Genomic DNA, 26,828 nt, shown 5'->3' with positions numbered 1-26,828 from the left:
GCCTCGCCCGGCCGAGCAGCGACTCCAGGAGGAGAAGGAACCGTCATGATCGAGACCACACCCGGAACAGCCGCGACCGCGTCGAGCGGAGCTCGGACCGGCAGGGGGGTCGAGGGGCCGCGCACCCTCGCCGAGAAGGTCTGGGACGACCACGTCGTCGTCGCGGGCGAGAACGGCGCTCCCGACCTGCTCTACATCGACCTGCACCTGCTGCACGAGGTGACCAGCCCGCAGCCGTTCGACGGCCTGCGTGCCGCGGGGCGCCCGCTGCGCCGGCCGGACCTCACCATCGCCACCGAGGACCACAACACGCCGACCCTCGAGATCGGACGCCCCATCGAGGATCCGATCAGCCGCACCCAGATCGACGCGCTGCGCCGCAACGCCGGCGAGTTCGGCGTCCGCCTGCACTCCCTGGGCGACGTCGAGCAGGGCATCGTGCATGTCGTCGGCCCCCAGTTGGGCCTGACGATGCCCGGCGTCACGGTGGTCTGCGGCGACTCGCACACCTCCACGCACGGCGCGTTCGGCGCGATCGCCTTCGGCATCGGCACGAGCGAGGTCGAGCACGTGATGGCGACGCAGACGCTGCCGCTGCAACCCTTCAAGACGATGGCGATCACGGTCGAGGGCACGCTGAAGGAGGGGGTGACGGCCAAGGACATCATCCTCGCGGTCATCGCCCGCATCGGCACCGGCGGCGGCCAGGGCTACATCCTCGAGTACCGCGGCTCCGCGATCCGCGCGCTCTCGATGGAGGGCCGGATGACGATCTGCAACATGTCGATCGAGGCGGGTGCGCGGGCCGGCATGGTCGCGCCGGACGAGACGACCTTCGCCTACCTGCACGGCCGCCCGCACGCTCCGGCGGGCGAGGACTGGGACGCCGCGGTCGCCTACTGGCGGACGCTGCCGAGCGACGAGGGCGCCGTCTTCGACGCCGAGGTCGCGATCGACGCCGACGCGCTCGAGCCGTTCGTCACCTGGGGCACGAACCCCGGCCAGGGCGTCTCGCTCTCGGAGGCAGTACCGGACCCCGAGGTCCTCGACGATCCGAACGAGCGCGCCAGCGCTCTGCGAGCGCTGGAGTACATGGCGCTGGAGCCCGGCACGCCGATGAAGGAGATCCCGGTCGACGTGGTCTTCATGGGCTCCTGCACCAACTCCCGGATCGAGGACCTGCGGGCCTTCGCTGCCGTCGTCGAGGGGCGCACCAAGGCCCCCGGCGTCCGCGTGATGGTCGTCCCCGGCTCCGCCCGGGTGCGGCTCGAGGCCGAGGCCGAGGGGATCGACCGGATCGTCACCGCGTTCGGCGCGGAGTGGCGCTTCGCCGGCTGCTCGATGTGCCTCGGGATGAACACCGACCAGCTCGTCCTGGGGGAGCGCGTGGCCTCCACGTCCAACCGCAACTTCGAGGGTCGTCAGGGCAAGGGGGCGAAGACCCACCTCGTCTCGCCCCTCGTCGCCGCGGCCACGGCCGTGCGCGGCACCCTCTCCAGTCCCTCCGATCTGGAGCCGGTCCGCGAGAGAGCAGGAGTCTGACCGTGCAGAAGTTCGAGACCGTCACCGCGATCGCCGCGCCCCTGAAGCGCGCCAACGTCGACACCGACCAGATCCTCCCCGGCATCTACCTCCGCCGCATCACGAAGACCGGCTTCGAGGACGCGCTCTTCCACGGCTGGCGGCAGGAGGCGGACTTCGTCCTCAACCAGGAGCGCTACCGCGGCGCCGGCATCCTCGTCGCCGGCCCCGACTTCGCCATCGGCTCCAGCCGCGAGCACGCCGTCTGGGCGCTGCGCGACTTCGGCTTCCGGGTCGTCATCTCCCCCCGCTTCGGCGACATCTTCCGGGGCAACGCCGGCAAGCAGGGACTGCTCGCGGCCGTCGTCTCGGAGCCCGACGTCGAGCGGCTGTGGGAGATCATCGAGGGCACCCCGGGAATAGAACCGACGGTGGATCTGGTTGCGCGTACGGTCACCGCCGGTGGCGAGGCCTTCGACTTCGAGATCGACGACTACACTCGATGGCGCCTGATCGAGGGCCTGGACGACATCGGCCTGACCCTGCGCGACGAAGCGCTCATTTCCGAATTCGAGACCCGCCGCGAGAGCTGGCGGCCCAAGACATTGCCGGTGAAATAGCGTGAACACACTTCTTCAGGACGCCAAGGCCCTCCAGGACGCCAAGGCCTCGGGAGCCCGCGTGGGGATGACGACGGAGCGGATCACCATCAAGGGCGGTCGGCCGCTGGTGGGGCGCATCGAGCTCAAGGGAGCGAAGAACCTCGTCACCAAGGCGATGGTCGCGGCGCTGCTCGGCGAGACCGCCTCCACCCTCCGCGACGTGCCCGACATCAGCGACGTCCGCGTCGTGAAGGGCCTGCTCGAAGTCCACGGCGTCAAGGTGAAGCAGGGCTCCGAGGTCGGCGAGCTGATCCTCGACCCCTCGAACGTCGAGTCCGCGCACTTCGCCGACATCGACGCGCACGCCGGCTCCAGCCGCATCCCGATCCTCTTCTGCGGCCCGCTCCTGCACCGCCTCGGCGAGGCGTTCATCCCCGACCTCGGCGGCTGCCGCATCGGCGACCGCCCGATCGACTACCACCTCGAGGTCCTCCGCAACTTCGGAGCGGTCATCGAGAAGCTGCCCTCCGGCATCCGGATGTCGGCCCCCGAGGGCCTGCACGGCGCCAAGGTGTCGCTGCCCTACCCGAGCGTCGGAGCGACCGAGCAGGTCCTCCTGACCGCGGTGCGCGCCTCCGGCATCACCGAGCTCTCGGGCGCGGCGATCGAGCCCGAGATCATGGACCTGATCAACATCCTGCAGAAGATGGGCGCCATCATCTCGGTCGACACCGACCGCGTGATCCGCATCGAGGGCGTGGACCGGCTCACCGGCTACTCCCACCGCGCGCTCTTCGACCGCAACGAGGCGGCCTCCTGGGCGGCCGCGGCCCTCGCGACCGACGGCGACATCTTCGTCGGCGGCGCCCGCCAGCAGGAGATGACCACCTTCCTCAACGTCTTCCGCAAGGTCGGCGGCGCGTTCGAGATCGCCGAGGACGGCATCCGCTTCTACCACCCGGGCGGCGAGCTCAAGCCGGTCATCATCGAGACCGACGTGCACCCCGGCTTCATGACCGACTGGCAGCAGCCGCTGGTCGTGGCGCTCACGAAGGCCAAGGGCGTCTCGATCGTGCACGAGACCGTCTACGAGCAGCGCTTCGGCTTCGTCGACGCGCTCGTCGAGATGGGCGCGACCATCCAGATCCACCGCGAGTGCCTCGGCGGGCAGGCCTGCCGCTTCGGGCAGCGCAACTTCATGCACTCGGCCGTGATCTCGGGACCCTCGAAGCTGCACGGCGCCGACATCGTCGTGCCGGATCTGCGCGGCGGCTTCTCGCACCTGATCGCGGCGCTCTCGGCCGAGGGCACCTCGACGGTCTCGAACGTCGGCATCATCAGCCGCGGCTACGAGAACTTCCTCACCAAGCTCGAGCTGCTGGGCGCCGACTTCTCGCTCGACGCCTGATCGAGGGAACCCCGGACCGTCGAGGGAACCTGCACCAGCAGGCTCCCTCGACGGGTCGGGGTTCCCTCGGCTTCGGGCACGGGAGCCGGGATGCGAGGATGGGCGGGTGTCTGAGCGAAGCCGTCCGTCCATCTTCTGGTTCCTCGCGGCGGCGGTGATCCCCGTGATGACCGCCTCGGTCGACCTGCGGATCCGGAACGGCGACAAGATCCCGAGCACCGGAGCCTTCGTGTTCGCGCCGAACCACTACAGCGAGATCGATCCGATCATCACGGGCTGGACGCTGTGGCGCTCCGGCCGCGCACCGCGATTCCTCGCCAAAGCCTCGCTGTTCTCGGTGCCCGTGCTCGGAGCGATCCTGCGCCGCTCCGGCCAGATCCCCGTCGAGCGCTCGGGCTCCGTCCGCGGCAGCGAGCCGCTGAAGACCGCCAAGGCGCTCGTGGACGAGGGAGGCTCGGTCATCATCTACCCGGAGGGCACCCTCACCCGCGACCCCGAGCTCTGGCCGATGCGCGGCAAGACGGGGGCCGTGCGGATGGCGCTGCAGTACGGCCTGCCCGTCGTCCCCGTCGCGCACTGGGGCGCGCAGCAGCTGATGGGCCGCTACTCCAAGCGGATCACCCTCTTCCGCCGCAAGCGCGTCGACGTCCTCGTCGGCGACCCCGTCGACCTGTCCGCCTTCCGGGGCCGCAGCCTCGACTCCGCCACTCTCACCGAGGCCTCCGCGGTCGTGATGGCCGCGATCACCGCCCTGCTCGAGGAGCTGCGCGGCGAGGCGGCGCCCGAGAAGCGCTGGAACCCCTCCGAGCACAACCAGAAGGGCACGGGTCGCTTTGAGTCCGAGCAGTAGGAAGGCGCCCCTCCCCGTGCCCCGCCGCGTCGCCGTGCTCGGCGCCGGCAGCTGGGGCACCACGTTCGCGAAGATCCTCGCCGACGGCGGCTCCGACGTCGTGATGTGGGCGCGCCGCGCCGAGCTGGCCCGCGAGATCACCGAGGCCAAGCGCAACAGCGACTACCTCCCCGGCATCAACCTCCCGCGCAACATCCGGGCCACGCCGCGCATCGAGGAGGCGCTGGAGGGCGCGGACCACGTCTACCTCTCCATCCCGTCGCAGTCGCTGCGGAGCAACCTCGAGGCGATCACGCCGTTCCTCACCGAGCGCACGGTGCTGGTGAGCCTGATGAAGGGCGTCGAGAAGGGCACCGGCCAGCGGATGAGCGAGGTGATCGCGCAGATGCTGCCGGTCTCTCTCGACCGGATCGCCGTCGCCTCCGGGCCCAACCTCGCCCTCGAGATCGCCAAGGAGCAGCCGACCGCGGCGGTCATCGCCTCCGAGAGCCTCGTCACCGCGCAGGAGGTGGCTCTCGCGGCGACCAACCGCTACTTCCGCTCCTACGTCAACACCGACGTGATCGGCACCGAGTTCGGCGGCGTGCTGAAGAACCTCATCGCCGTGGCGATCGGCATCGTCGACGGCGTCGGCTACGGCGAGAACACGAAGGCATCGATCATCACGCGCGGTCTCGCCGAGATGACCGACTTCGCGGTCGCGTACGGCGGACGGGCCGAGACGATGGCCGGACTCGCTGGGCTCGGCGACCTCATCGCGACGTCGAGCTCGTCCCTCTCGCGCAACAACACGGCCGGGCGCCTGCTCGGCCAGGGCTACAGCTTCACCGACGTGGTGAAGTCGATGCAGCAGACGGCGGAGGGGCTCGCCTCCGTCGCGCCGGTCCTCGAGCTGGCGCGCGCCAGGGGAGTCGACATGCCCATCGTCGAGCAGGTGTCGCAGGTGCTCGCCGGTACGCTCGATCCGAAGGACATCGCGCCGCACCTGACCACGGATTCGGACGAGCCACAGGGTGAGAGGAACCTCGATGACCAGCAAGCTCCGCGTGGCCGTTCTGTTCGGGGGGCGCTCCAGCGAGCACTCGATCAGCTGCGCAACGGCGGCCGGGGTGCTGCGGGCGATCGACCGTGACCGCTTCGAGGTGATCCCCGTCGGGATCACCTCCGACGGCGCCTTCGTGCTCGAGGAGGACCGTCCTGAGAAGTTCGCTCTCGACGCCGCGTCGCTGCCCCGCGTCGAGGACGACGGCTCCCGTGTGCGCTGGCCGGAGTCGGCCCTCTCGCGAGAGCTCACCGTGACGACCGAGGACGGCGCGACGCGCTCGCTCGGCGAGGTCGACGTGGTGCTGCCGATCCTGCACGGCCCGTGGGGCGAGGACGGCACCGTCCAGGGGATGCTCGAGCTCGTCGGGCTGCCCTACGTCGGCTCGGGCGTGCTCGCGTCGGCGCTCGGCATGGACAAGCACTTCACCAAGACGGTGCTGCAGGCCGCGGGCCTCGCGGTGGCGCCCTGGTACCTCGTGACCGAGGCGGAGTGGCGCGCCGACCCGGGCGACGCCTCCTCGGCCCTCGACGAGCTGGGCCTGCCCGCGTTCGTGAAGCCGGCGCGGGCCGGCTCGAGCGTGGGCGTCAGCCGGATCGACGAGCGCGAGCAGCTCGAGGCCGCACTGGAGGAGGCGTTCGCGCACGACTCGCGGGTGCTGATCGAGTCGGGCATCGTCGGCCGCGAGGTCGAGATCGGCGTGCTCGGCGGCCGCCGCGGTGCTCCGGCCCGCGCCTCCGTCGCCGGCGAGGTGGTCGTCACCGGCCGCGGCTTCTACGACTTCGAGGCGAAGTACCTCGGGGCGTCCGGCATCGAGCTGGTCTGCCCGGCCGACCTCACCGACGGCGAGCTCGCCGAGATGCGGTCCCTCGCGATCCGCGCCTTCGACGCGATCGGAGCCGAGGGCCTCGCCCGGGTCGACTTCTTCCTCACCGAGGACGGCTTCGTCGTCAACGAGATCAACACCATGCCCGGCTTCACGCCGGTCTCGATGTTCCCGCGCATGTGGGGCGCGAGCGGCGTGGACTACCCGGACCTGATCAGCGAGCTGCTCGACTCGGCGCTCGATCGCGTCCCGGTCGCCGCCCGATGACGTCGGCGCTCGCGCTCCGCGTCGAGGCGGGCGCGGCCGCGGCGCCCTTCGAGCAGATCCGTGAGCAGATCACCGCTCTGATCGCCGCGGGCGAGCTGCCGGTCGGCACGCGGCTGCCGCCGGTGCGCGCGCTGGCCGAGACGCTGGGCGTCGCCGCGGGGACGGTCGCCCGCTCCTACCGGGAGCTGGAGTCGGCGGGCCTGGTCGAGACGCGCGGCCGGGCGGGCACGGTCGTCGCGGGCGGTGTCGACGCGCTGGAGCGCGAGCTGCAGGCCGCGGCCGCCGTGTACGCGTCCCGCGCGCGCGAGCTCGGGGCGACGGAGGAGCACGCCCGGCGCGTCGTCGGGCTGGCCCTGCGACCGGACCGCTGAGGCGCCGGACGATGCTCGACCGACGGCCGCGGGGAGGGGCCGCGCTCCTCGGCGCGGTGGCGCTCCTGCTCTCGGGGTGCGCGCCCGTCGTCGCTCTCGACGCGGCCGCGGACGCGACGACGACCGGATGCGCCGAGGTCTCGGCACGCCTGCCCGACTCGCTCGGCGACGGGACGGGCGCGGTGATCGACCGCCGCGAGACGTCGGCTCAGGCGACGGCCGCCTGGGGGTCGCCGGCGACGGTGCTGCTCCGCTGCGGCGTCGAGCCCCCCGCGGCGGACCCGACCTGTGTCGAGATCAGCGGAGTGGCCTGGATCCGTGACGCCTCCGACGCACCTCGGTACCGCTTCGTCACCTTCGGGCGCACGCCCGCGACGGAAGTGGTGGTCGACGGGGACCGGGCGTCCGGCAGCACCGTGCTCCTCGACCTCGTCCCGGCGCTGTCGGCGCTGCCCGCGAGTGACGAGCGGCGGTGCACCGACCTCGCCGACGTCCCCGCTCCGTGAGGATCAGCCGGTGGGCGTGCCCGTCGGGTCGAGCGTGTCGGCGTCCGAGACGTCGGTGCACTCGCGGGTCTGCGGGAGGTAGGAGACGGCGTTCGCGAGGTCGAGCGCCGCGGAGGACCCCGACGCGCGGTTCTGGTCGACCGTGATCTGCACCGCGGGATCGCGCCCGTAAGTGGTCAGCGTGTAGATGTCCTCGTCCTTCTGCGTCTCGTCGATGATCCAGTCGACGCCGCTGACGTTCACGCAGAGGTCCGTCGTCGGGCCGGGCACCTCGACTCCGCAGTGCAGGATGACCGCGGCCGGCGTACCCCAGGCGGCGGTGCCCTGCGCGTTCGTCTCGCGCTCGGGCTGCTCCGCCACCACGTCGGGCAGGCGGACGGACACCTCCGCGCAGCCCGTGCTCGTCGCGTCGGCGGCGGGCTCGAGGGCCACGGCGGCCGAGCAGCCCGAGAGCAGAAGGACGGCGGCAGCAGCGAGGAGGGGGGAGCGGAGTCGGCGGGGGGACATCGCCGTCAACGCTAGCGTGTGAACCATGGCAGAGGATCGGAGTCCCACCCTGGCCGAGCTCAGCGAGGGCGAGGTGCTCGCGAGGGTGCTGGCCCGCCTCGGCGGCCCGGGAGCGGAGACCCTGGTCGGGCCCGGGGACGACTGTGCGGTGCTGCGCGCTCCCGACGGCCGCTTCGTGGTGACCACGGACATGATGGTGCACGGCCCCGACTTCCGGCTGGCCTGGTCGAGCCCGGCGGACCTGGGCTGGAAGGCGGCGGCCTCGAACCTCGCCGACGTCGCGGCGATGGGGGCCCGGCCCACCGGGCTCGTCGTCGCGCTCGCGGCGCCGCAGTCGCTGGGCGTCGACGTGCTGGAGGGGATCGCGGGCGGGCTCGCGGCCGGCTGCGCCGCGATGGCGCCGGGGTGCGGAGTCGTCGGGGGAGACCTCTCCGCCTCGGCGACGCTCACGCTCTCGATCACGGCGTTCGGCTCGCTCGACGGACGGCCGCCGGTGCTCCGCAGCGGTGCGAGGCCGGGAGACGTGCTGGCCGTGGCCGGCCCGCTGGGACGAGCGGGACTCGGGCTGCGCCTCTTGTTCGAGCAGGCGCGGCGGGACGGGGAGCCGTCGGCCGACCTCGCCGCCCGGCTCCGGGAGCGGCATCCGTCCCTCCTCGAGGCGCAGCTGCGACCGACCGCGCCGATCGCGGCTGGCGAGGCCGCGGGCGGGACCGCCACGGCGATGATGGACGTCTCGGACGGCGTTGTGCTCGACGCCCGTCGGATGGCGCGTGCGAGCGGAGTGGCGATCGATCTCGATCCCGCGGCGGTCGACGCGCACGCGCGCGGGCTCACGGGAGTGGAGGGCGTGGACCTCGAGCTGGCGCGGGCGCTGGTGCTGGGCGGCGGCGAGGACCACGCCATGCTCGCGTGCTTCCCGCCCGACTCGGCGCCGCCGGAGGGCTTCGTCCCGCTCGGGGTCGTCCGCGAGGGGGATCCGCAGGTGCGCCTGGGCGGGGTCGCGCTCGAGGGACGCGGGGGCTGGGACCCGTACCTGGGCTGGGACGGCGCGGCGGGCTGAGGCCGGTCAGCCGGCCGCGGGAGAAGCGGGAGAAGCAGGCGGAGCAGGCGGAGCAGGCGGAGCAGGCGAAGCAGGCGAAGCCCACCAGATCGTGGTCTCGCCGTAGTCCTTCCTCCGCTCCCGCTCCAGGCCCGAGGGCCAGCGCGGCTCAGGGCTGCGGGAGCTCCGCTCCACGACGACCACCGCGTCCTCGCGCAGCAGAGGCAGCACGCCGGCGAGGTCGGCGGCGAGGTCGTCCTCGCCGAGGTCGTAGGGCGGGTCGAGGAACACCGTGTCGGTGTTGAGGGCCGGAGAGCCGTCGAGGAAGGAGCGGACGGAGCCGGTCACCACCTCGATCCGCGGGGCGGGCCGCTTATTCTTGGCCGCCGCGGTCGTGATCGCCCGGGCGTTCTCGCCCGCGGTCCGCGCGGCCTTCGGGTCCCGCTCGACCAGGACGACCGCGCTCGCCCCACGGCTGGCCGACTCGAGCCCGAGGGCGCCGGAGCCGGCGTAGAGGTCGACCACCGTCGCGCCGTCGAGGGCGTCCCGGGCCTCGAGGGCCGAGAAGACGGCCTCGCGCACGCGGTCGCTGGTGGGGCGGGTGCCCGCGCGCGGGACCCGGAGGGTGAGCGAGCCGGCGAATCCGGCGATGATCCTGGTCACCGGACCGAGCATAGGGCGGCACCCCTGCCTGCGGCGTCCGGTGGCCGCCGCGCGGCTCCCACCTGGCGGCACACTGCGAACTCGCGGAACCTGGACCCTTTTCCCGTCAGGACTGCGAGAATCCGTAGCTATGACGTCGCTCGAAGACACCCGCTCCGCTGTCGGCCGCCGAGCGGCACCCGAGACGCCCCTGACCCGCGAGGAGTTCACGGCGCACTGCGGCGCCGTCCTCGGGAACCTCACCCGCGTGATCGACGGCAAAGCGGCCGAGGTCTCGATGGCGCTGACGGTGTTCCTCGCCGGCGGGCACCTCCTGATGGAGGACGTCCCCGGCACCGGCAAGACGGTCCTGGCGAAGTCGCTGGCGGCCTCGGTCGGCGGCAGCGTGGCGCGCATCCAGTTCACGCCCGACCTCCTCCCCTCCGACGTCACGGGGGTCTCGGTCTACAACCAGGCGACCCGCGACTTCGAGTTCAAGCCGGGCCCGGTCTTCGCGAACATCCTGATCGGCGACGAGATCAACCGGGCCTCGCCCAAGACGCAGTCGGCGCTGCTGGAGTGCATGGAGGAGCGTCAGGTCTCGGTCGACGGCACCACCCACCTCCTCCCGCGCCCCTTCGCCGTGATCGCGACGCAGAACCCGGTCGAGATGGAGGGCACCTACTCGCTGCCCGAGGCCCAGCGCGACCGCTTCATGGCCCGCCTCTCGCTCGGCTACCCCGACGAGCGCGCCGAGCTCGAGATGATCCGCACCCGCGACTCGGCCAGCCCGCTCGAGGAGCTGCGGCCCGTCGTCGGCCTCGCCGAGCTCGAGCGGATGATGGCCTACGTGCGCTCCGTGTACGTCGCACCGCCCGTGCAGGAGTACGTGGTGGCGATCATGCAGGCGACCCGCGTCGACCCCGAGCTGCGGCTCGGGGGGAGCCCTCGCGCCACGCTCCAGCTGATCGCCGCCGCGAAAGCGCTCGCCGCCCTCAGCGACCGCGACTTCGTCGTGCCGGACGACGTCGACGCGCTCGCCGTCCCCGTCCTCGGCCACCGCCTCCTGCCCGCGACGCGCCTCCCCGGCCGCTCCGGCGCCGGATCCTCGCACTCGGTCACCGAGATCGTGCAGCGCATCGTCGCGGCCACCCCCGTCCCCTTCGGCAACCGTGGCGACTGAGGCCCGCCCGACCGAGACGCCGTCGTCCCGTCTCGGCGGACTGCCCGCGCTCCGCGGGGTCGCGCTGACGCTGCGCGGCTGGGCGCTCGTGCTGCTGGGCATCGCGGGAGTGGTGATCGCGCCGCTGTCGGAGTTCCGCGAGCTGCTGTTCGTCGGCCTGGTGCTGCTGGGCCTGCCCCTGGGCGCACTCGTCTCCCTGCTCCTGGCGCCGGCGTCGTTCCGGGTGCAGCGCCGCTTCGCTCCCCAGACCGTCGCGGCCAGTGACGTGGTGGAGGTCGACGTGCTGCTCGAGAACCGCGGCCGCGCCGTCCGCAGCGGCGCCCGCGCCCACGACCGCCTCGAGCGCGTGGAGCGCGGGGTGGTCGTCGGCCGGCCGGTCGCCGAGGGGGTCTTCGGGCTCCCGGGCGTCCCGTCGGGCGGGCGTGTGCGCGCCCGCTACCGTCTGCTCGCCGAGCGGCGCGGGATCCACCGCATCGGCCCGCTGCGCCTGGTCCGCGGCGACGGCCTCGGGCTCGCGCTCCGGGAGAGCGTCGTGGGGGCGGCGCAGCCGTTCGTCGTGACTCCGCGGGTCGTTCCGCTCCAGAGCGACGTTCTCGACGCGCACGGAGCAGGCGGATCGAGCCCGGTCGCGCACGCGACGGCCGGCGCCGGCACGGACGACGTGATCCCCCGCGACTACCGCCCGGGCGACGCGATGCGCCGGGTGCACTGGCGGGCGAGCGCCCGCTCCGGCGAGCTCATGGTCCGCCAGGACGAGCAGAACACGGATCCCCACGCGTGGATCCTCCTCGAGACCCGCGCCGAGCGCGTTCTCGAGCGGCGCGGTGACGACCGGCTCGAGTGGGCGGTGTCGATGACGGCCTCCCTCGCGGTCCACCTGCTCGACCGCGGCTTCGAGACCCACCTCGTCGAGACCGGTGCGGACGGCGAGCCGGAGCACTCGGAGGACGAGCGCGAGGTGGCGCACGACGTGCTGCTGCGCCTGGCCGAGCTGACGCCCTCGCGCGAGTCGGTCGACGCGGTGACCCGGATCTCGGCCGACATGCGCGACACCGGGGGAGTGCGCCCGGTCTTCGCCGTGCTCACCCGCCTCCTCGAGTCGGACCTCGACGCCCTCGCCTCCCTGGCGGCGCAGTCGCGCCCGGCGATCGCCTTCGTCGTCGCCGGCACCGTCGAGGAGGAGGCGGCTCTCGCCTCGCTCGGCTGGTACGCGGTGTCCGTCGACCCGAGCGCCTCCGTCGAGGAGGCGTGGGCGCAGGCCCTCGCTCTGCGGGTGGTCGCGTGAGCCGCCGCGCCGAGATCGATCCGCGCGCCGGGTCGGCTGCCCTGAGCGGTCTGCTCTTCCTCGCGATCACGGCCGCGGCCGCCGGGATCGGCCGGCTCCTCGTCGGCGTCGACTGGCTGGTGCTCCTCGCGTGCGCGGTCGCCGTGGTGCTCGGCGTCCCGGCCGCCGCCCGGGCTCTGCGCGTGCATCCTGTCGTCCCGCCGATCCTCGGCACGCTGACGATGGTCGGCGTGCTGACCGCGATGTTCGTGCCCGGTCGGGCCCTGCTGTTCGTGATCCCCACGCCCGGCGCCGTCGCGCAGGCGGAGGCGCTCGCGCAGGGCGGCTTCGAGTCCATCGCCCAGCAGGGGCTCCCGGCCGTCGCCGACGACGGCATCTCGTTCCTCCTGATCGGCGGGGTGGTCGTGCTCGCCTGGGCGGCCGACCTGTTCGCCTTCTCCGTCCGCCTCCCCGCCCTGGCCGGGCTGTTCCCCGCGGCTCTGCTGGCGGTGCCGGCGATCGTGGACCCCTCCGAGGTGTCCTGGGCGAGCCTCGTCGTCACCGCGCTCGCCTACGCGGGCGTGCTCGCCGCCACTGCCGCTCCGCGCCGCTCGAGCGGCCCGAGCGCGGCCTCGGCCGTGCTGCCCGCGTTCGCGGCCGTGACCGTGGTCGTCCTGGGCGCGGGAGTCGTCGCCGGGTCGGCGGCCGGCTACGCGCGCACCACCGCTCCCTCGGGCGTCTCCGGCAGCCTCTTCAACGGGGCGATCGACCCGGTGGTCGCCCTCGGCGCGGACCTGCGCCGCCCGAACCCCGTGACCGTGCTGCGCTACGCCACCGACTCCGACCTGCCCGTCTACCTCCGCGTGCTGACCGTCTCGGACTTCGACGGTGACGACTGGGCGCCGAGCGAGACGGAGCAGACCGCTCCGATCGAGGCGCCGATCGCGCCCGAGGGGCTCTCCGAGAGCGTGCCGCGCGAGGCGGAGGAGGTCGACGTCTCGGTGGAGACGCTGCGGAGCCAGTGGCTCCCCGTGCCGTACCCGGTCTCGTCGCTGACGGGCGTCGGCGACGGCTGGCTCCAGGACGTGCAGGACGGCTCGATCCGCGGCGACGCGACGACCCGCTCCGGAGACGACTACCAGGTGCAGGCGCTGCGGCTCGAGCCCGACCCGCAGCAGCTGCTCGCCGCGCCCGCGCCGTCCGGCGTCGACCGGTACCTCTCGCTCCCCGACGACGTTCCCGAGATCGTCCGCACCACCGCCGAGGAGGTCACCGCGGAGGCTCCGACCGCCTACGACCGGGCGCGCGCGCTGCAGACGTACTTCCGCTCGTCCGAGTTCCGCTACTCCGAGGACACCCCGGTGGAGGAGGGCTACGACGGCGACGGAGTCGGCGTGCTCTCGGCCTTCCTGACGACGAAGGAGGGCTACTGCGTCCACTTCGCCTCGGCGATGGCGGTGATGGCGCGCGAGCTCGGGATTCCGTCGCGGCTCGCCATCGGCTACCAGCCCGGCTCCGTCGTGCCCTCCGGCGGCAGCGACCTGACCACCTACCGCGTCCTCTCCTCCGACCTGCACGCCTGGCCCGAGCTCTACTTCGAGGGGGTCGGCTGGCTGCCCTTCGAGCCGACGCCCAGCCGCGGGGCCCCGGCCTCGTACACCCTGCCGAGCGCCACGGCGTCCTCGGGCCCCACCGCCCCGGGCTCGACCGCGACCACCGCGCCCGGTGCGACCAGCGCTCCCGCCGCGACGCCCACTCCGACCGCCGCGTCGGCCACGCCGACCCCCGGCGCCGTCGGCGCCTCCAGCACCACGGCGGCTCCCGCGGCGACGCTCTGGGTGCTCCTCCTGCTGCTCGTGCTCGTCCCCTGGCTGATGCGCGCCGTCCAGCGGGCGCTGCGGCGCCGGTCCGCGCGCTCCGGCTCCGTCGAGGCCGCGTGGGCCGAGCTGCTGGCGACCGCCCGCGACCTGGGCGTCCCCGTGGAGGACACGGAGTCGCCGCGCGCGCAGGAGGCCCGCATGGCTCCCGCCCTCGACCCCGGAGCAGCGGCACGTCTGCAGGGGCTCCGGGAGCGCGTCGAGCGCCGGCGCTACTCGCCGTCCGCGAGCGAGTCGGAGGCGTGGGACGACGCGACCGCTGTGGCCGCCGCTCTCCGCGGCTCCGCGGGTCCCGGTCGGCGGCTGCTCGCAACGGTCGTGCCCCGCTCGGCGCTGGACCCGGTCGCCCGGCTCGCGCGTCCGAGGTCCGACCTATGATCGCTAGGTGATCCCGGACCCTCTCGACGCCTCGCTCGCGCCGCTGATCGGGCCGCGCACGGCGAGCGCGGTCGAGAAGGCCTTCGGGTACCGCACGGTCGGCGAGCTCCTGGGCCACTACCCGCGCCGCTACGCGAAGCGGGGCGAGCTGACGGCGCTCTCGCGCCTCCCGGTGGGCGAGAGCGTGACGATCGTGGCAGAGGTGCGCGAGGTGCGCGAGCGCCCGATGCGCAACCGGCGCGGCACCCTGCTCGAGGTCGTCATCTCGGACGGCTCGGGCACGCTCTCGCTGACGTTCTTCGGACAGCCCTGGCGCGCGGCCAAGCTGCACCGCGGTGTGCGCGGGATCTTCGCGGGCACGGTCTCGATGTTCCGCGACACCCCGCAGCTCACTCATCCCGACTACCGCCTGTTCGACGACGAGGAGGCCGCCGCGACGGAGACGGGAGGCGGTGAGCTCGCGAAGGACTGGGCGGAGCGGCCGATCCCGATCTACCCGGCGACCAGCGCGATCTCGAGCTGGCAGCTCCAGGCCGCGGTCGGCGTGCTGCTGGACGGCCTGCGCGACGTGCCGGACCCGATGCCCGAGCAGGTGCGCGCCGGGCGCTCGCTGCTGGGCCTCGGCGAGGCGCTGGAGCTGATCCACCGCCCGCAGCGGGAGGGCGAGGAGTCGCAGGCGCGCGAGACGCTGCGCTTCCACGAGGCGTTCCTCCTGCAGCTCGCGCTGCTCGAGCGCCGGGCGTCGGCGCGGAGCAGCCCTGCCACCGCCCGCGTGCCCGGCCCCGGCGGGCTGCTCGAGCGCTTCGACGCGGCGCTGCCGTTCGCCCTCACCGGCGACCAGACCGCGGTGGGGCACGAGATCGCCGTCGACCTGGCCGCCGAGAGCCCGATGACGCGGCTGGTGCAGGGCGAGGTGGGCTCCGGCAAGACCCTCGTCGCGCTCCGGGCGATGCTCGCCACGGCCGAGAGCGGAGGTCAGGCGGCGCTGCTCGCTCCCACCGAGGTGCTCGCGGGGCAGCACCTCCGCTCGATCGCGAGGACGCTCGGTCCGGAGCTCGCGGCCGAGCTGGTGCCGACCCTCCTCACCGGCGGACTGGGGGCGGCGCAGCGACGCGCGGCCCTCCTCCGGATCGTCTCGGGCACGGCGAAGATCGTCGTCGGCACGCACGCCCTCCTCGGCGACGCGGTCTCCTTCTACGACCTGGGCCTCGTCGTGATCGACGAGCAGCACCGCTTCGGCGTCGACCAGCGCGACGCCCTGCGCCGGAAGGGCGCCACCCCGCCGCACGTGCTGGTGCTGACGGCCACGCCCATCCCGCGCACCGTGGCCATGACGGTCTTCGGCGATCTCGACACCTCGACCATCCGCGAGCTCCCCGCGGGGCGCCCCGGCATCACGAGCCACGTGGTGCCGCTCGCCGACCATCCCGCGTGGATCGCGCGGGCGTGGGAGCGCGCCGAGGAGGAGATCCGCTCGGGCCACCAGGTCTACCTCGTCTGCCCGGCGATCGAGCCGGGAGAGCCGGCCGAGGACGCGCAGCCGCCCGAGGAGGACGCCGCCGCGCCACTCACGACCGTCGCGGCGACGCTGGAGGGCGTGCGCGCGCATCCGCTGCTCGGGAAGCGCCGGTCGGCAGCGCTGCACGGGCGGATGACCACGGAGGAGAAGGACGCCGTGATGCGCTCCTTCGCCGCGGGGGAGATCGACGTGCTGGTGTCGACGACGGTCATCGAGGTCGGCGTGGACGTGCCGAACGCCTCGATGATGGTCGTGCTGGACGCCGAGCGGTTCGGGGTCTCCCAGCTGCACCAGCTCCGCGGGCGCATCGGGCGCGGCGGCGTCGCGGGGGTGTGCCTGTTCGTGACGGCGGCGGAGGCGGGGACGGTCGCGCGCGAGCGGGTGGAGGCGGTCGCCGCGACGCTCGACGGCTTCGCGCTCGCCGAGGTCGACCTGGAGCTGCGCCGCGAGGGCGACGTGCTGGGCGATTCGCAGTCCGGCGGGCGCTCGTCGCTCCGCCTGCTGCGCGTGGTGCAGGACGCCGACGTGATCGTGGAGGCGCGGGCGCTCGCCGAGCGGCTCCTCGCGGAGGACCCGTCGCTCGCCGCGCACGACCGGCTCCGTGCCGCGCTCGAGCGCCGCGTGCAGGACCGCGACCGGGAGTTCCTCGCCAAGAGCTAGGCGGTGCGCGCCCGCTACTCTGTCGGCATGGCCCGCATCGCCGTCGTCCCCGGCTCCTTCGACCCCGTGACCCTCGGTCATCTCGACGTGATCGAGCGGGCCGCGCGCCTGGTCGACGAGCTGCACGTCGTGGTGGTGCACAACCCCGCCAAGACGGCGCTGCTGCCGATCGCCCAGCGCGTCTCGCTCATCGAGCAGTCGATCGCGGAGGCGGGGGTCGAGGGGCGGATCGTCGTCGCCTCGTGGAGCATGGGACTGCTCGTCGACTACTGCACCGACGTCGGCGCGAGCATCCTGGTGAAGGGCATCCGCTCGCAGGTCGACGTGGCGTACGAGACCCCGATGGCGATCGTGAACCGCAACCTCGCACACGTCGAGACGGTGTTCCTCCTGCCCGATCCCGCGCACGCCCACGTGTCGAGCTCGCTGGTGCGGCAGGTCTCCTCCCTCGGCGGCGACGTGGCCCCCTACGTGCCGCCCGCGGTCGCCGCGTACCTCGCCGCCGGCTGAGGCGCCGCCGATCGTCCACGCGGGCGATCTCGGGCCGTGGACCCGTGCGCCCGCGGCAGCCGGGAGAATGGACCGGTGAGCGAGACGCGCGTGCAGGCCTGGGCCCTCGACGGCATCCCGGAGGTGACTCCCGGCGACGACCTGCTCGAGCTGATCCTCGCGGCCGTCGCCGCCGCCGAGGAGGAGGACCGGCCCGCGGACGGCGACATCCTCGTCGTCACGAGCAAGATCGTCTCGAAGGCGGAGGGGCGCGTCGTCGCCGCGACCGACCGCGAGGACGCGATCACGGCCGAGACCGTCCGCGTCGTCGCCACCCGGGCGCACGGATCCGGCGTCACCCGCATCGTGGAGAACCGACTCGGGATCGTGCAGGCAGCGGCCGGAGTCGACGCCAGCAACGTCGCGGAGGGGACGGTCCTCCTCCTCCCCGTCGACCCGGACGCCTCGGCGCGGGCCCTCTGCGCGGGCCTCCGGGAGCGGCTCGGCGTGGAGGTGGGCGTGCTGGTCAGCGACACCCTCGGCCGCGCCTGGCGGGTCGGGCAGACCGACGCGGCCATCGGAGCCGCGGGAGTCCTCGTGATCGACGACCTCCGCGGCGGTGTCGACGCCCTGGGGCGCACGCTCGGAGTGACCATGCCGGCCGTGGCGGACGAGATCGCCGCGCTCGGCGACCTGGTGAAGGGCAAGGCGAGCGGTCGACCCGTCGCCGTCGTCCGCGGGCTCGCACGCCTGGTGACGGGGGTCGGGAGCCCCGGCGCCCGCACGCTGACCCGCACGGGTCCCGAGGACATGTTCCGCCTCGGCGCCGACGAGGCCTACGCCGAGGGCTTCGCGGCCGGAGCCGCCGCGCGCGAGGAGCGCGCGTGACCGGCTGGAGTGCGGTCGTCGTCTTCAAGGGGCGCGGCGGCTCGAAGACGCGCCTCGACGTGCCGGGCCGCGCGGCGCTGGCCGAGGCGTTCCTCCTGGACACGCTCGCCGCCGTGGCCGCCGCGGAGCCTGTGGTGAGCCTGCTGCTGGTCACCTCCGACGCCGGCGCGGCCGACCGTGCCCGGGCGGAGCACCCGCAGCTGGTGGTGGTGCCCGACCCGGGGACCCTCGACGCCGCCGTGTCCGCGGGAGCCGAGGCCGCCCTGCACCGCCGGCCCGGCGCCCCGGTGGTCGTGCTGACCGGGGACCTGCCCGCCCTGCTGCCGTCGGACCTCTCCGAGGCGCTCGCGACGCGGTCGCTCCCGGCCGTCGTCCCGGACCGCGAGGGGAGCGGCACCACCGCGCTCCTGCTGGCGGCCGGAGCCCTCGTCGCTCCGGCGTTCGGCCCGGGCTCTCTCTCCCGGCACCGCGACGCGGGCTGCACCGTCGTCGTGCTGCCCGGCTCGTCGACGCTGCGGCTGGACGTCGACACGCTCGCCGACCTCGGCGACGCGGAGGAGGCCGGCGTCGGCCCGCACACCTCCCACGCGCTGGCCGCAGCGGCCTGAGCCGCAGGGAGTCCGAGCCGCCGCCGCGGTCAGTCGGCGAGCAGCCCCGCCTCGAACGCCGCTGTCAGGCCGGCGTCGATCGCGAGCGGTGCCCCGTCGACCGAGCGGACGGGGATCGCCCGCCGGGTGCTCGACACCAGCCAGGCCGCATCGGCGCCGGTGAGCGCCGAGACCGGCAGCTCGCGATGCGAGGACGCGAGACCGCAGTGCTCGCCCAGCGCGAGGATCCGCTCGACCGTCGTGCCGGCGAGCACGCTGCCCGAGAGCGGGGTCGTGAGCGCCCCGTCGGCGAGGAGCACCAGGCTGGACGTCGCCCCCTCGAGGAGCAGCCCGTCGCTCGTGCGCCAGAGAACGTCGTCCGCGCCCCGCGAGGCCGCCTCGCGCAGCGCCGCCCGGGTGACGGCGCCCGAGGTCGTCTTGACGCCCGGGAGCAGCCACGGCGCGAGCGGACCGCTCGCGTAGCCGCGGTCGAGCACGACGACAGCCGCGCCCTTCTCCCGGAGCGCGCTCGAGTCGGGAGTCGGGGCCGCGCGGACGGTGCACCGGGCGGCGTCGCCCGAGCCGTGCGCGGCGATGAAGCGGATCGTCAGGTCGTCGACCCGGTCGTGCTCCGCCACGGCGAGGTCGACCGCTCGGGACCAGAGCGACGCCTCCGGGATCGCCAGCCCGACGGCCCGGGCCGACCCGGCCAGCCGCTCGAGGTGCTCGGGGAGTGCGCGGGGACGTCCGTCGAGGACCGCGAGGGTCTCGAAGACGCCGTCGCCGCGGAGGTAGCCCGCCTCGTCCACGCGGACGAGCGGACCCTCCGGGTCGCGGAGGACGACAGTGCGGGAGGCGATCTCGACGAGGACGGGGGTGCTCATCCGCCCATCCTGCCCCCGGCGGGGTCTCAGCGGGGGAGGAGGCCGCTCGCCACGTCGGACGGCTCCACGAGCTCGCGCCACGGCTCCGGCCGGAGTCCTGCCGCGCCGAGCACGTCGGCCTCGGCGAGGAGGTCCGCATCGAGACCGGTCAGCTCGCCGATCGCGGCGACGGGCAGCTGGAACGTCCTGAAGCCGCCGAGCGGCACCAGGCCCTCGCGCACCCGCTCCACGAGCTCGCTCTGATCGAGCAGGTACGCGCTCGTCGCGAGCGTCGATCCGTCCGGGCTCCACGCCGCGATCTTCCAGAAGCGGCGGGGGATGCCCGTGCCGCGGTAGACCGGGTCGTCGTCCGCGAGCACGGGCCCGGTGAAGACGCTCAGGCGGGTGCGCCAGGTCTGCGCGTAGTCGAGCACCAGCGTCTCGAGCCCGAGCCACAGCTCCTGCGACTGGTTGAAGCCGCTCGCCTGGGGCGCGGCGTTCGTGTAGCAGAAGCTGTCGCGGTTGGCCGCGGCGGCCTCGACCCGGTCGCCCCAGACGGGGTCGCGGCGGCGGACGAGGTGGCCGCGGTCGAGGTCGTTGCGGGCGTACACCTCCGGACCCGTCTGCTCGTCGGCGGGGACGCGGTCGTCGAGGTGCCAGTCGTCGCCGCGGCCGAGCTCGACGAGGCGCGCGCCGTCGATGTTCACGGCCGTCGAGACGGCCAGGCGCCGCTCCGGGTCCAGCATCACCTCGAAGTGCGTGTACGGCAGGAGCCGCACGGGGCGCTCGACCCTCAGGCGCGGTGCCGCCGCGGGGACGCCGAGGAAGTCCGCGTCGAAGCTCACTCCTCGACCTCCGCCGTCGGAGTCGCCGTGGGCGTCGCTGTCGGGGTCGCGGTGGGCGTCGCCGGGGGAGCCTCGGTCGCCGGCACTCCCGTTCCGGACGGCGCCGGGGCCGGTGCCTCGGTGGCGGGGGCCGGGACCTGCGAGCCGTTGCTGATCAGCAGGGCGATGTCGGAGTAGCGCGCGACGGTCGTGCCCGCGGCCGGGTCGGTGCCCGCCACCACGCCGGCGGGGAGCGACGAGTCGATGGTCGCCCCCTCCTCGACGTCGAAGCCGAGATCCTCCAGCGCCTCCGTGGCGTCGTCGATCGAGCGGCCCGAGACGGTCGGCACGGCGATCTGGCGGCCGTTCAGCAGGGCGCTGCTGGGCTCCTCGAAGTCGTCTCCGCCGTACTTCTGGTCGGCGCGGGTCATCACCGAGTTCCAGATGTAGTGGCGGATGTTGGAGGCGTAGGGGCGGCTCTCGAGCTCGGAGTTCGGGAAGCGGACCTCGCGCATCGAGGTGTGGCCGTCGATGTTGCCCACCCAGACCACGGTCGCGACGCGCGAGCTCGCGCCGTCCATCCAGGTCGACTCCGCGTTGTCGGTGGTGCCCGTCTTGCCGATGTGCTCGATGCCGTCGTCCGGGTCGGACTGGGCGGCCGTGCCGCTGGTGACGACGCGCTGCAGGGCGTAGTTCGCGACCGCCGTCAGCTCGGGGCTGAGGGCCTGGTTGCAGGTGGAGGTCGGCGGCTGGACGGCGGCACCGGTCGCGTCGGTGATCGAGTCGATGGCGATCGCGGAGCAGGCGGTGCCGTTGTTGGCGAAGCCGGCGAAGGCGGTGACCATCGAGAGCGGGGAGATGAGCGTGTCCGAGCCGAGGACGGCGGACGGCTTGTAGTCGACCTCGCCGCCGTCGGCCGCCTTCACGCCGAAGCCGACCGCGCGGTCGCGGATGGCGCAGAGGTCGAGCTGCTGCGCCATCGAGACGTAGACGGTGTTGATCGACTGCATCGTGCCGGTCAGCACGCTGTAGCTGCCGTTCTCGCCGTCGTCGTTGTTGACCTCGTACGAGGTGTCGAGCTCTCCGCCCGGCGCACAGCTGGCGGGGAAGCCCGAGAAGGTGCGCTCGCGGCCGTTGACCGTCTCGTTCAGGGTGCGTCCGCTCGCCAGCCACTGCGCGAGCGTGAACACCTTGTACGTCGATCCGACCTGGAACCCGGCGGAGCCGCCGTAGGCCGTGTCGGTGTTGAAGTTGACGGCGGAGAAGTTGGCGCCGTTCACGGCACCGGCCGCGTCGTAGTCCTTGTTCTGCACCATCGCCAGGATGCGGCCGGTGCCGACCTCCATCGAGACGGTCGCGCTGCCGATGTTGGTGTCGAGGGTCGGCACCTTGGGGACGGCGTTGTTCGTCGCGTTGGCCGCGGTGTCCTGCAGGTCGCGGTCGAGCGTCGTGTAGATCTTGTAGCCGCCGCGCTGGAAGTTCGCGAGACGGGTGTCCACGTCGTCGCCGAAGGCCGGGTCGTTCTGGACGACGCGGGTGATGTAGTCGCAGAAGAAGGCCGCGTTGCCGGCCGTCTGGCAGCCGGTCGGCGTCTGCGTGATCGCGGGGACGACCTCCTCGGCGACGGCGGCGTCGTGGTCGGCCTGCGAGATCTTCCCCTCCTTCAGCATCTGGCCGAGGACGTAGTCGCGGCGGACCGTGTTGTCCGGGATGTTCTCGGGCTGATCGATCCTGAGGCCGTTGGGGTTGTTGACCGTGGCGATCAGGCTCGCGGCCTGGGCCAGGCTCAGGTCGGCCGCGGTGGTCGAGAAGTAGTACTCGGCCGCCGCCTGGATCCCGTAGACCTGCCCGCCGAAGCCGGCGATGTTGAGGTAGCCGAGGAGGATGTCGTCCTTGCTGTACTTCTTCTCGAGGTCGACGGCGAGCTTCATCTCCTTGAGCTTGCGGCTCGGAGTGGTCGCGGTCGCCTCCTCGTAGGCGGCCTCCGAGGCGGCCTCGTCGGTCGCGCTCAGCGACTCCGCCTTCTGCACGAGGACGTTCTTGACGTACTGCTGGGTGATGGAGGAGCCTCCCTGGAGGTCCCCGCCGACGATGTTGCTGAGCACCGCGCGGATCGTGCCCTGCAGGTCGACGCCGCCGTGGTCGTAGAAGCGCGGGTCCTCGGTCGAGACCGCCGCGTCCTTCACGGACTGGCTGACCTGGTCGAAGGCCACCTCCTCGCGGTTCTGCGCGTAGAAGGAGGCGAGCAGCTCGTCCGAGCCGTCGGTGCGCTTCGCGTAGATCTCGGTCTTCTGGGCCAGCTGGCCGAGCTCGAGGTACTCGGGCACCGTCTCGAACAGCCCGATCGGGTTGTTCTCGGCGAGCCCGGTGACGGCGAGGGCGGGGGTGACCCCGACCGTGATCAGCAGGCCCCCGGCGAGGCTGGCTCCGACGATCCCGAGGACCCGGGCGAGCACGCCGCCGCGGGCGGTTCCTTGCGCAGACATGGCTACGAGAGTAGGCGACGAGTCTGGATCCGTCGTGCGGCCGCGCTCGGGGGCCCGGATGCCCGCCCTCCCGGTCCCGGGAGCGGCGGCCGCCGGTACGGTGATCGAGTGAGCAGAGCCCGAGCATGACCACCTCCGCCGACCCCGCTGAGACGCGCCGCCGCGCGGTGCTCGTGGTGGCCGTCCTCGCCTCCTTCGTCGCCTTCCTCGACGGCACCGTCGTCAATGTCGCCCTGCCCGCGATCACCCGCGAGCTCGGCGGCGGGCTCGCGGTGCAGCAGTGGGTGGTCGACGGGTACCTGATCACGCTCGGCGCGCTGATCCTGGTCGCCGGCTCGCTCGCCGACCGCATAGGCCGAGCCCGCAGCATGACCATCGGCCTGATCGGCTTCGGCGTCACCTCGCTGCTGTGCGCGCTGGCCCCCACCGCCGAGGTCCTCATCGTGGCGCGGATGCTCCAGGGCGCCGCCGGGGCGATCCTCGTGCCCAGCTCGCTCGCCCTCATCATCGCGACCGTCCACGGCGCCGCGCAGGCCCGGACCATCGGCGCGTGGACGGCCTGGACCGGCACGGCGACGATCGCCGGGCCCGTGCTCGGCGGCCTGCTGGTGGACGCGGGATCGTGGCGGTACGTCTTCGCGCTCAACCTGCTGCCGATCGCGGTGACGCTCGTGCTGCTGCGCAGGCTCGGCGCGGTCGACTCGGGGACCCGGGTGCCGATCGACGGCGTCGGCGCGGTGCTCGGGGTGATCGGCCTGGGAGGGCCGGTGTTCGCGCTGATCGAGCAGGAGCGGCTCGGGATCCGGGATCCGCTCGTGCTGACCGCCCTGATCGGGGGAGTCGCCGCGCTCGTCGCGTTCGTCGTGTGGGAGCGGCGCGCGGCGCACCCGATGCTCCCGCTCTCGCTCTTCGCCTCGCGGAACTTCACCGTCGGCAACGTCTCGACGGCGTTCGTCTACGGAGCGCTCTCCTTCGGCTTCTTCGCGCTGGGCCTGTTCCTGCAGCAGACCCTCGGCTTCTCGGCGACCCTGGCCGGGCTCGCGACGCTCCCGCCGACGATCCTGCTGCTCCTGCTCTCGCAGGTCTCCGGGTCGCTGTCGGCGCGGTTCGGCCCCAGGCTCTTCATGGGCGTCGGACCGCTGATCGCCGCGGCCGGGTTCCTCCTGCTCTCCTTCGTCGACGAGGGCGCGGACTACGCCACGCAGCTGCTGCCGGGGATCCTCCTGTTCGGCTTCGGCCTCGCGGTGACGGTCGCCCCGCTGACCTCGACGATCCTCGGCGCGGTCGAGGACGGGCACAGCGGAGTCGGCTCCGCTGTGAACAACGCGGTCTCGCGCATCGCCGGGCTGGTCGCCATCGCCGCCACCTCGCTCGTGGTCGGCGACTCGCTCGACGTCGAGGGCTTCTCCCGCGCCGCCGTGGCGACCTCCGTCCTCCTGGTCGCCGGCGGCGTCGTCTCCCTCCTCGGCATCCGCAACCCCGCTCCCGCCGACCGCTGACGGGCGCTCGGGGGAGCGGGATCGGCCCCCGCCCGGGGGTGCGGCGCCCCGTGTTCACGCAGCGTCCGCCGATCCTTCGACGGAACGTGGATGAAATAGTTGTCGCTACATGGAATACTGATCGACGTCGATGCGCTTGCATACATCGGACGGGGACGCTCTCCCCGCGACGACCGTCACACTCGAGGAGAAACCATGACCGACACCGTCACCATCCCCGGCTACAAGGCCGGCACCTGGGTCATCGACCCCACCCACAGCGAGGTCGCGTTCAGCGTCCGCCACCTGATGATCAGCAAGGTCAAGGGCAAGTTCGAGCGCTTCACCGCCACGTTCACCACCGGCGAGAACCCGCTCGACTCCAAGGTCGAGGCCACCGCCGAGGTCGCCTCCGTCAACACCAACGAGCCCAACCGCGACGGCCACCTCCGCACCGGCGACTTCTTCGAGGCCGAGCAGTACCCGGAGATCCACTTCGTCTCCACCGCCGTCCGCCCGAACGGCGACGACTTCCTCGTCGACGGCGAGCTCACCATCAAGGGCACCACCAAGCCCGTCACCTTCGAGGTGGAGTTCGGCGGCTTCGGCACCGACCCGTACGGCAACTACAAGGCCGGCCTCACCGCCAAGGCCACCATCGACCGCACCGACTTCGGCCTGACCTACAACGCGGCCCTCGAGACCGGTGGCGTGCTCATCGGCGAGAAGGTCACCATCACCCTCGACCTGCAGGCCGCCCACCAGGCGTAGTCCGAGCCGATCGACCGGAGCCGTCCCTCCCTCCGGGGAGCGGACGGCTCCGTCGTTCCCGGAGCCGGTGCGGGATCAGAGGATGCCGAGCTCCGTCAGCTGCTCGGAGATGCCCGCGCCGTCGGGCGCGAAGACCCAGGTCGTGCCGCTGGTCAGCGAGCGGTCCTCGGCCTTGGAGCGGCCGCCCGCGAGCACCGCCTCGCCGGTGGAGAGCTGGCGGATCGCGATCGCCGCGACCTTGTCGGGGTGCTCGTCCGCGAAGTCGGAGTAGATCTCCTCGTCGTGCTGCCCGTCGTCGCCGACCAGCAGCCAGCGCACGTCCGGGAACTCGGCCGCGAGTCGGCGGAGGTTCATCTCCTTGTGCTGCTTGCCGCTGCGGAACCAGCGGTCGTGCGTGGGGCCCCAGTCGGTCAGGAGCAGCGCTCCGGCCGGGTACAGGTGCCGCGAGAGGAAGCGGGTGAGCGCCGGGGCGACGTTCCACGCGCCCGTGGAGAGGTAGATGACGGGGGAGCCCTCGTACTGCCGGGCGAAGCGGTCGAGGAAGACCGCCATGCCGGGCGTGGGCATCCGGGCGTGCTCGTCGAGCACGAAGGTGTTCCAGGCGGCGACGAAGGGGCGGGGGAGCGCGGTGACCATCACCGTGTCGTCGACGTCCGAGACGACTCCGAGCCGCGACTCCGGACGCACGATGAAGACGGGCGCCTCGACGGGCTTCGAGCCCGCGGTCGAGAAGGTGATGGTGTGCCAGCCGGGATCGAGCGTGATCGGGAGGTCCGCGTCGACGACCCCGCCGCGGTCGGCCGTGACCCGATGGGTCTGCCCGTCGGCCTCGACGGTCACGACGGCCCCGCTCACGAAGACGCTGGTGAAGCTCCGCCAGCCGCGCACGCCCTCGACGGGGCGGACCTCCTCGACCCCGGGAGGGGTCGGCCGCGTGTAGAGGACACGGGCCAGGACGCGCAGCTGCGTGGTCGAGCCGTAGCCGGTGTAGGGGATGACCCGCGGGACGTAGCCCTTGCGCTTGACGCGCCTCATCCGGAAGGAGTGGAGTCGGTCCTCGAGGCGGGCGGCGCGGTGCATGACCTCGGCCTTGCCTGCGCTCAGGGGCTTGCTCTCGGGCGTCAGCGGCATCCGCCCAGTCTGTCAGACCCGATGCCGGACCGCGGATCGCGCTCTCACGCGATCGTCAGGCGTCGGCGGGCTCGATCAGCTCGGGCCCGTTCACCGAGACGGAGCCCACGGCCGCCCCGACGCCGTGCACCTCGAGCTCCTCGGCCAGCTCGGCCGCGCCCTCGGCGGCCGCGCGCAGCAGCTCGCCGTCCCCGGGGGAGGCCGGGTCCAGCCAGTCCTCGATCAGCTCCGGCTGCAGCAGCACCGGCATCCGCTCGTGCACCTCGGCGAGCGGCCCGGCGGAGGGGCGGGTGAGGATCGTCGCCGAGAGCAGCCAGGGAGCGCCCGGCTGAGCCGAGCGCCACCACTCGTAGAGACCGGCGAAGAGGAGGAGGGAGCCCTCGCCCGGCGAGACGTAGACGGGGGCCTTCGCCCCGTCCGCGCCGACCCGCCACTCGTACCAGCCCGAGGCGGGCACGATGGCGCGCCGGGAGGCGTAGGACTCCCGGAACGACGGCTTCTCGGCGACGGACTCGATCCGGGCGTTGAACAGCGGCGGCCCGGCGGACGGGTCGGCGGCGGAGCGGGGCACCAGGCCCCAGCGGGCCCCGGCGAGCCGGCGTCGCGGCGGGCTGCCCTCCTCGACCCCCTTCATCGACTCCGCGACGACGGCGATCCGCTGGGTCGGCGCGATGTTCCAGGACGGCTCCGGCAGGTCGGCGCCCGGCTCGTCGATGTCGAAGAGCGCCACCAGGTCGGCGGTGGTCTGCGAGAGGACGAAGCGTCCGCACATGGTTTCTCCCGGGTGGATCGGACCCGCGGAGCCGTCGCCCGTCCGGGGGCGCGAAACACGAGGGACTTTCGATGAAA

At 73.3% G+C, this 26,828-nt stretch carries 25 protein-coding genes; 18 read left to right on the top strand and 7 right to left on the bottom strand.

The window, feature by feature from the left end:
* Positions 1-45: 45 nt before the first annotated feature.
* The 8 genes from leuC (at position 46) to C5C24_RS00170 (ending at position 7,393) form a co-directional block, all read left to right on the top strand.
* Positions 46-1,542 (top strand): 3-isopropylmalate dehydratase large subunit, encoded by a 1,497-nt coding sequence (gene leuC / locus C5C24_RS00205; protein ID WP_104304013.1) that lies wholly within the window; start codon positions 46-48, stop codon positions 1,540-1,542.
* 2 nt (positions 1,543-1,544) lie between these two features.
* Positions 1,545-2,141, top strand: a complete 597-nt coding sequence (gene leuD / locus C5C24_RS00200; protein WP_104304012.1) for a 3-isopropylmalate dehydratase small subunit — start codon at positions 1,545-1,547, stop codon at positions 2,139-2,141.
* A gap of 67 nt (positions 2,142-2,208) precedes the next feature.
* On the top strand, positions 2,209-3,531 hold the full coding sequence (gene murA, locus C5C24_RS00195) for a UDP-N-acetylglucosamine 1-carboxyvinyltransferase (RefSeq protein WP_181118484.1): 1,323 nt from the start codon (positions 2,209-2,211) through the stop codon (positions 3,529-3,531).
* A 106-nt stretch (positions 3,532-3,637) separates the two neighbouring features.
* Entirely contained in the window at positions 3,638-4,381 is a 744-nt protein-coding gene (locus tag C5C24_RS00190; RefSeq protein WP_374955314.1) for a lysophospholipid acyltransferase family protein, read from the top strand.
* Positions 4,382-4,397: 16 nt separating this feature from the next.
* On the top strand, positions 4,398-5,513 hold the full coding sequence (locus C5C24_RS00185) for an NAD(P)H-dependent glycerol-3-phosphate dehydrogenase (RefSeq protein ID WP_181027083.1): 1,116 nt from the start codon (positions 4,398-4,400) through the stop codon (positions 5,511-5,513).
* Positions 5,410-6,516 (top strand): D-alanine--D-alanine ligase family protein, encoded by a 1,107-nt coding sequence (locus C5C24_RS00180; protein WP_104304010.1) that lies wholly within the window; start codon positions 5,410-5,412, stop codon positions 6,514-6,516. The genes C5C24_RS00185 and C5C24_RS00180 overlap by 104 nt, the downstream gene beginning before the upstream one ends.
* Positions 6,513-6,887 carry a GntR family transcriptional regulator gene (locus C5C24_RS00175; protein ID WP_104304009.1) on the top strand — a complete coding sequence of 125 codons (375 nt, stop codon included), beginning with the start codon at positions 6,513-6,515 and terminating at the stop codon, positions 6,885-6,887. The genes C5C24_RS00180 and C5C24_RS00175 overlap by 4 nt, the downstream gene beginning before the upstream one ends.
* 11 nt (positions 6,888-6,898) lie before the next feature.
* Positions 6,899-7,393 carry a DUF3515 family protein gene (locus tag C5C24_RS00170; RefSeq protein WP_104304008.1) on the top strand — a complete coding sequence of 165 codons (495 nt, stop codon included), beginning with the start codon at positions 6,899-6,901 and terminating at the stop codon, positions 7,391-7,393.
* 3 nt (positions 7,394-7,396) lie between these two features.
* Here the strand turns inward: C5C24_RS00170 and C5C24_RS00165 are convergent, their stop codons facing one another.
* Positions 7,397-7,900, bottom strand: a complete 504-nt coding sequence (locus C5C24_RS00165) for a DUF3515 family protein (RefSeq protein ID WP_104304007.1) — start codon at positions 7,898-7,900, stop codon at positions 7,397-7,399.
* 25 nt (positions 7,901-7,925) lie between these two features.
* On the opposite strand from C5C24_RS00165, the gene thiL reads away from it, so the two are divergent.
* A complete protein-coding gene (gene thiL, locus C5C24_RS00160; protein WP_104304006.1) occupies positions 7,926-8,960 on the top strand; it encodes a thiamine-phosphate kinase in 1,035 nt (344 codons plus the stop codon).
* Positions 8,961-8,966: 6 nt separating this feature from the next.
* Here the strand turns inward: thiL and C5C24_RS00155 are convergent, their stop codons facing one another.
* Positions 8,967-9,602, bottom strand: a complete 636-nt coding sequence (locus tag C5C24_RS00155) for an RsmD family RNA methyltransferase (protein ID WP_104304092.1) — start codon at positions 9,600-9,602, stop codon at positions 8,967-8,969.
* Positions 9,603-9,732: 130 nt separating this feature from the next.
* On the opposite strand from C5C24_RS00155, the gene C5C24_RS00150 reads away from it, so the two are divergent.
* The 7 genes from C5C24_RS00150 (at position 9,733) to cofC (ending at position 18,447) form a co-directional block, all read left to right on the top strand.
* Positions 9,733-10,764, top strand: a complete 1,032-nt coding sequence (locus tag C5C24_RS00150; RefSeq protein ID WP_104304005.1) for a MoxR family ATPase — start codon at positions 9,733-9,735, stop codon at positions 10,762-10,764.
* Positions 10,754-12,049, top strand: coding sequence for a DUF58 domain-containing protein (locus C5C24_RS00145; protein WP_104304004.1), 1,296 nt, complete (start codon positions 10,754-10,756; stop codon positions 12,047-12,049). The genes C5C24_RS00150 and C5C24_RS00145 overlap by 11 nt, the downstream gene beginning before the upstream one ends.
* A complete protein-coding gene (locus tag C5C24_RS00140; RefSeq protein WP_104304003.1) occupies positions 12,046-14,283 on the top strand; it encodes a DUF3488 and transglutaminase-like domain-containing protein in 2,238 nt (745 codons plus the stop codon). The genes C5C24_RS00145 and C5C24_RS00140 overlap by 4 nt, the downstream gene beginning before the upstream one ends.
* Positions 14,284-14,290: 7 nt before the next feature.
* Entirely contained in the window at positions 14,291-16,462 is a 2,172-nt protein-coding gene (locus C5C24_RS00135; RefSeq protein WP_374955313.1) for an ATP-dependent DNA helicase RecG, read from the top strand.
* A 27-nt stretch (positions 16,463-16,489) separates the two neighbouring features.
* Positions 16,490-16,972, top strand: coding sequence for a pantetheine-phosphate adenylyltransferase (gene coaD, locus C5C24_RS00130; RefSeq protein WP_104223138.1), 483 nt, complete (start codon positions 16,490-16,492; stop codon positions 16,970-16,972).
* A gap of 75 nt (positions 16,973-17,047) precedes the next feature.
* Positions 17,048-17,839, top strand: coding sequence for a coenzyme F420-0:L-glutamate ligase (locus C5C24_RS00125; protein WP_258064989.1), 792 nt, complete (start codon positions 17,048-17,050; stop codon positions 17,837-17,839).
* Positions 17,836-18,447: a 2-phospho-L-lactate guanylyltransferase gene (gene cofC, locus C5C24_RS00120; RefSeq protein WP_104304002.1), complete on the top strand. Its 612-nt coding sequence runs from the start codon at positions 17,836-17,838 to the stop codon at positions 18,445-18,447. The genes C5C24_RS00125 and cofC overlap by 4 nt, the downstream gene beginning before the upstream one ends.
* 29 nt (positions 18,448-18,476) lie before the next feature.
* Here cofC and C5C24_RS00115 read toward each other — a convergent pair whose 3' ends face one another.
* Genes C5C24_RS00115 through C5C24_RS17750 form a run of 3 tightly spaced genes read right to left on the bottom strand, consistent with a single transcriptional unit; the run spans position 18,477 to position 22,599 of the window.
* A complete protein-coding gene (locus tag C5C24_RS00115; RefSeq protein WP_104304001.1) occupies positions 18,477-19,310 on the bottom strand; it encodes an aminotransferase class IV in 834 nt (277 codons plus the stop codon).
* 26 nt (positions 19,311-19,336) lie between these two features.
* Complete coding sequence (locus C5C24_RS00110; protein ID WP_258064988.1) at positions 19,337-20,134, bottom strand: DNA/RNA non-specific endonuclease; 798 nt, start codon at positions 20,132-20,134, stop codon at positions 19,337-19,339.
* Positions 20,131-22,599: a penicillin-binding protein gene (locus C5C24_RS17750; RefSeq protein ID WP_181135444.1), complete on the bottom strand. Its 2,469-nt coding sequence runs from the start codon at positions 22,597-22,599 to the stop codon at positions 20,131-20,133. The genes C5C24_RS00110 and C5C24_RS17750 overlap by 4 nt, the downstream gene beginning before the upstream one ends.
* Positions 22,600-22,724: 125 nt before the next feature.
* Here C5C24_RS17750 and C5C24_RS00095 point away from each other — a divergent pair, with 125 nt between their 5' ends.
* Entirely contained in the window at positions 22,725-24,098 is a 1,374-nt protein-coding gene (locus C5C24_RS00095; RefSeq protein WP_104281529.1) for a DHA2 family efflux MFS transporter permease subunit, read from the top strand.
* A gap of 195 nt (positions 24,099-24,293) precedes the next feature.
* Positions 24,294-24,848, top strand: a complete 555-nt coding sequence (locus C5C24_RS00090) for a YceI family protein (RefSeq protein ID WP_104237910.1) — start codon at positions 24,294-24,296, stop codon at positions 24,846-24,848.
* A gap of 75 nt (positions 24,849-24,923) precedes the next feature.
* Here C5C24_RS00090 and C5C24_RS00085 read toward each other — a convergent pair whose 3' ends face one another.
* Both C5C24_RS00085 and C5C24_RS00080 read right to left on the bottom strand, forming a co-directional pair.
* Positions 24,924-25,979 (bottom strand): App1 family protein, encoded by a 1,056-nt coding sequence (locus tag C5C24_RS00085; RefSeq protein WP_258064987.1) that lies wholly within the window; start codon positions 25,977-25,979, stop codon positions 24,924-24,926.
* A 55-nt stretch (positions 25,980-26,034) separates the two neighbouring features.
* On the bottom strand, positions 26,035-26,751 hold the full coding sequence (locus C5C24_RS00080) for an SOS response-associated peptidase (protein ID WP_104276548.1): 717 nt from the start codon (positions 26,749-26,751) through the stop codon (positions 26,035-26,037).
* Positions 26,752-26,828 lie beyond the last annotated feature (77 nt).

It is taken from the genome of Rathayibacter sp. AY2B3, assembly GCF_002931755.1.
Classification (GTDB): Bacteria; Actinomycetota; Actinomycetes; order Actinomycetales; family Microbacteriaceae; genus Rathayibacter.
The sequence above is the reverse complement of the archived record's forward strand: the minus strand, read 5'-3'. Positions and strand labels throughout refer to the sequence as shown.

What these genes read in the sequence shown, in the direction of transcription:
- leuC (WP_104304013.1), top strand. Translation starts at nt 46, where the DNA reads ATGATCGAGACCACACCCGGAACAGCCGCGACCGCGTCGAGCGGAGCT.
- murA (WP_181118484.1), top strand. Translation starts at nt 2,209, where the DNA reads ATGACGACGGAGCGGATCACCATCAAGGGCGGTCGGCCGCTGGTGGGG.
- C5C24_RS00180 (WP_104304010.1), top strand. Translation starts at nt 5,410, where the DNA reads ATGACCAGCAAGCTCCGCGTGGCCGTTCTGTTCGGGGGGCGCTCCAGC.
- C5C24_RS00175 (WP_104304009.1), top strand. Translation starts at nt 6,513, where the DNA reads ATGACGTCGGCGCTCGCGCTCCGCGTCGAGGCGGGCGCGGCCGCGGCG.
- C5C24_RS00170 (WP_104304008.1), top strand. Translation starts at nt 6,899, where the DNA reads ATGCTCGACCGACGGCCGCGGGGAGGGGCCGCGCTCCTCGGCGCGGTG.
- C5C24_RS00165 (WP_104304007.1), bottom strand. Translation starts at nt 7,900, where the DNA reads ATGTCCCCCCGCCGACTCCGCTCCCCCCTCCTCGCTGCTGCCGCCGTC.
- thiL (WP_104304006.1), top strand. Translation starts at nt 7,926, where the DNA reads ATGGCAGAGGATCGGAGTCCCACCCTGGCCGAGCTCAGCGAGGGCGAG.
- C5C24_RS00150 (WP_104304005.1), top strand. Translation starts at nt 9,733, where the DNA reads ATGACGTCGCTCGAAGACACCCGCTCCGCTGTCGGCCGCCGAGCGGCA.
- coaD (WP_104223138.1), top strand. Translation starts at nt 16,490, where the DNA reads ATGGCCCGCATCGCCGTCGTCCCCGGCTCCTTCGACCCCGTGACCCTC.
- C5C24_RS00115 (WP_104304001.1), bottom strand. Translation starts at nt 19,310, where the DNA reads ATGAGCACCCCCGTCCTCGTCGAGATCGCCTCCCGCACTGTCGTCCTC.
- C5C24_RS17750 (WP_181135444.1), bottom strand. Translation starts at nt 22,599, where the DNA reads ATGTCTGCGCAAGGAACCGCCCGCGGCGGCGTGCTCGCCCGGGTCCTC.
- C5C24_RS00095 (WP_104281529.1), top strand. Translation starts at nt 22,725, where the DNA reads ATGACCACCTCCGCCGACCCCGCTGAGACGCGCCGCCGCGCGGTGCTC.
- C5C24_RS00090 (WP_104237910.1), top strand. Translation starts at nt 24,294, where the DNA reads ATGACCGACACCGTCACCATCCCCGGCTACAAGGCCGGCACCTGGGTC.
- C5C24_RS00085 (WP_258064987.1), bottom strand. Translation starts at nt 25,979, where the DNA reads ATGCCGCTGACGCCCGAGAGCAAGCCCCTGAGCGCAGGCAAGGCCGAG.
- C5C24_RS00080 (WP_104276548.1), bottom strand. Translation starts at nt 26,751, where the DNA reads ATGTGCGGACGCTTCGTCCTCTCGCAGACCACCGCCGACCTGGTGGCG.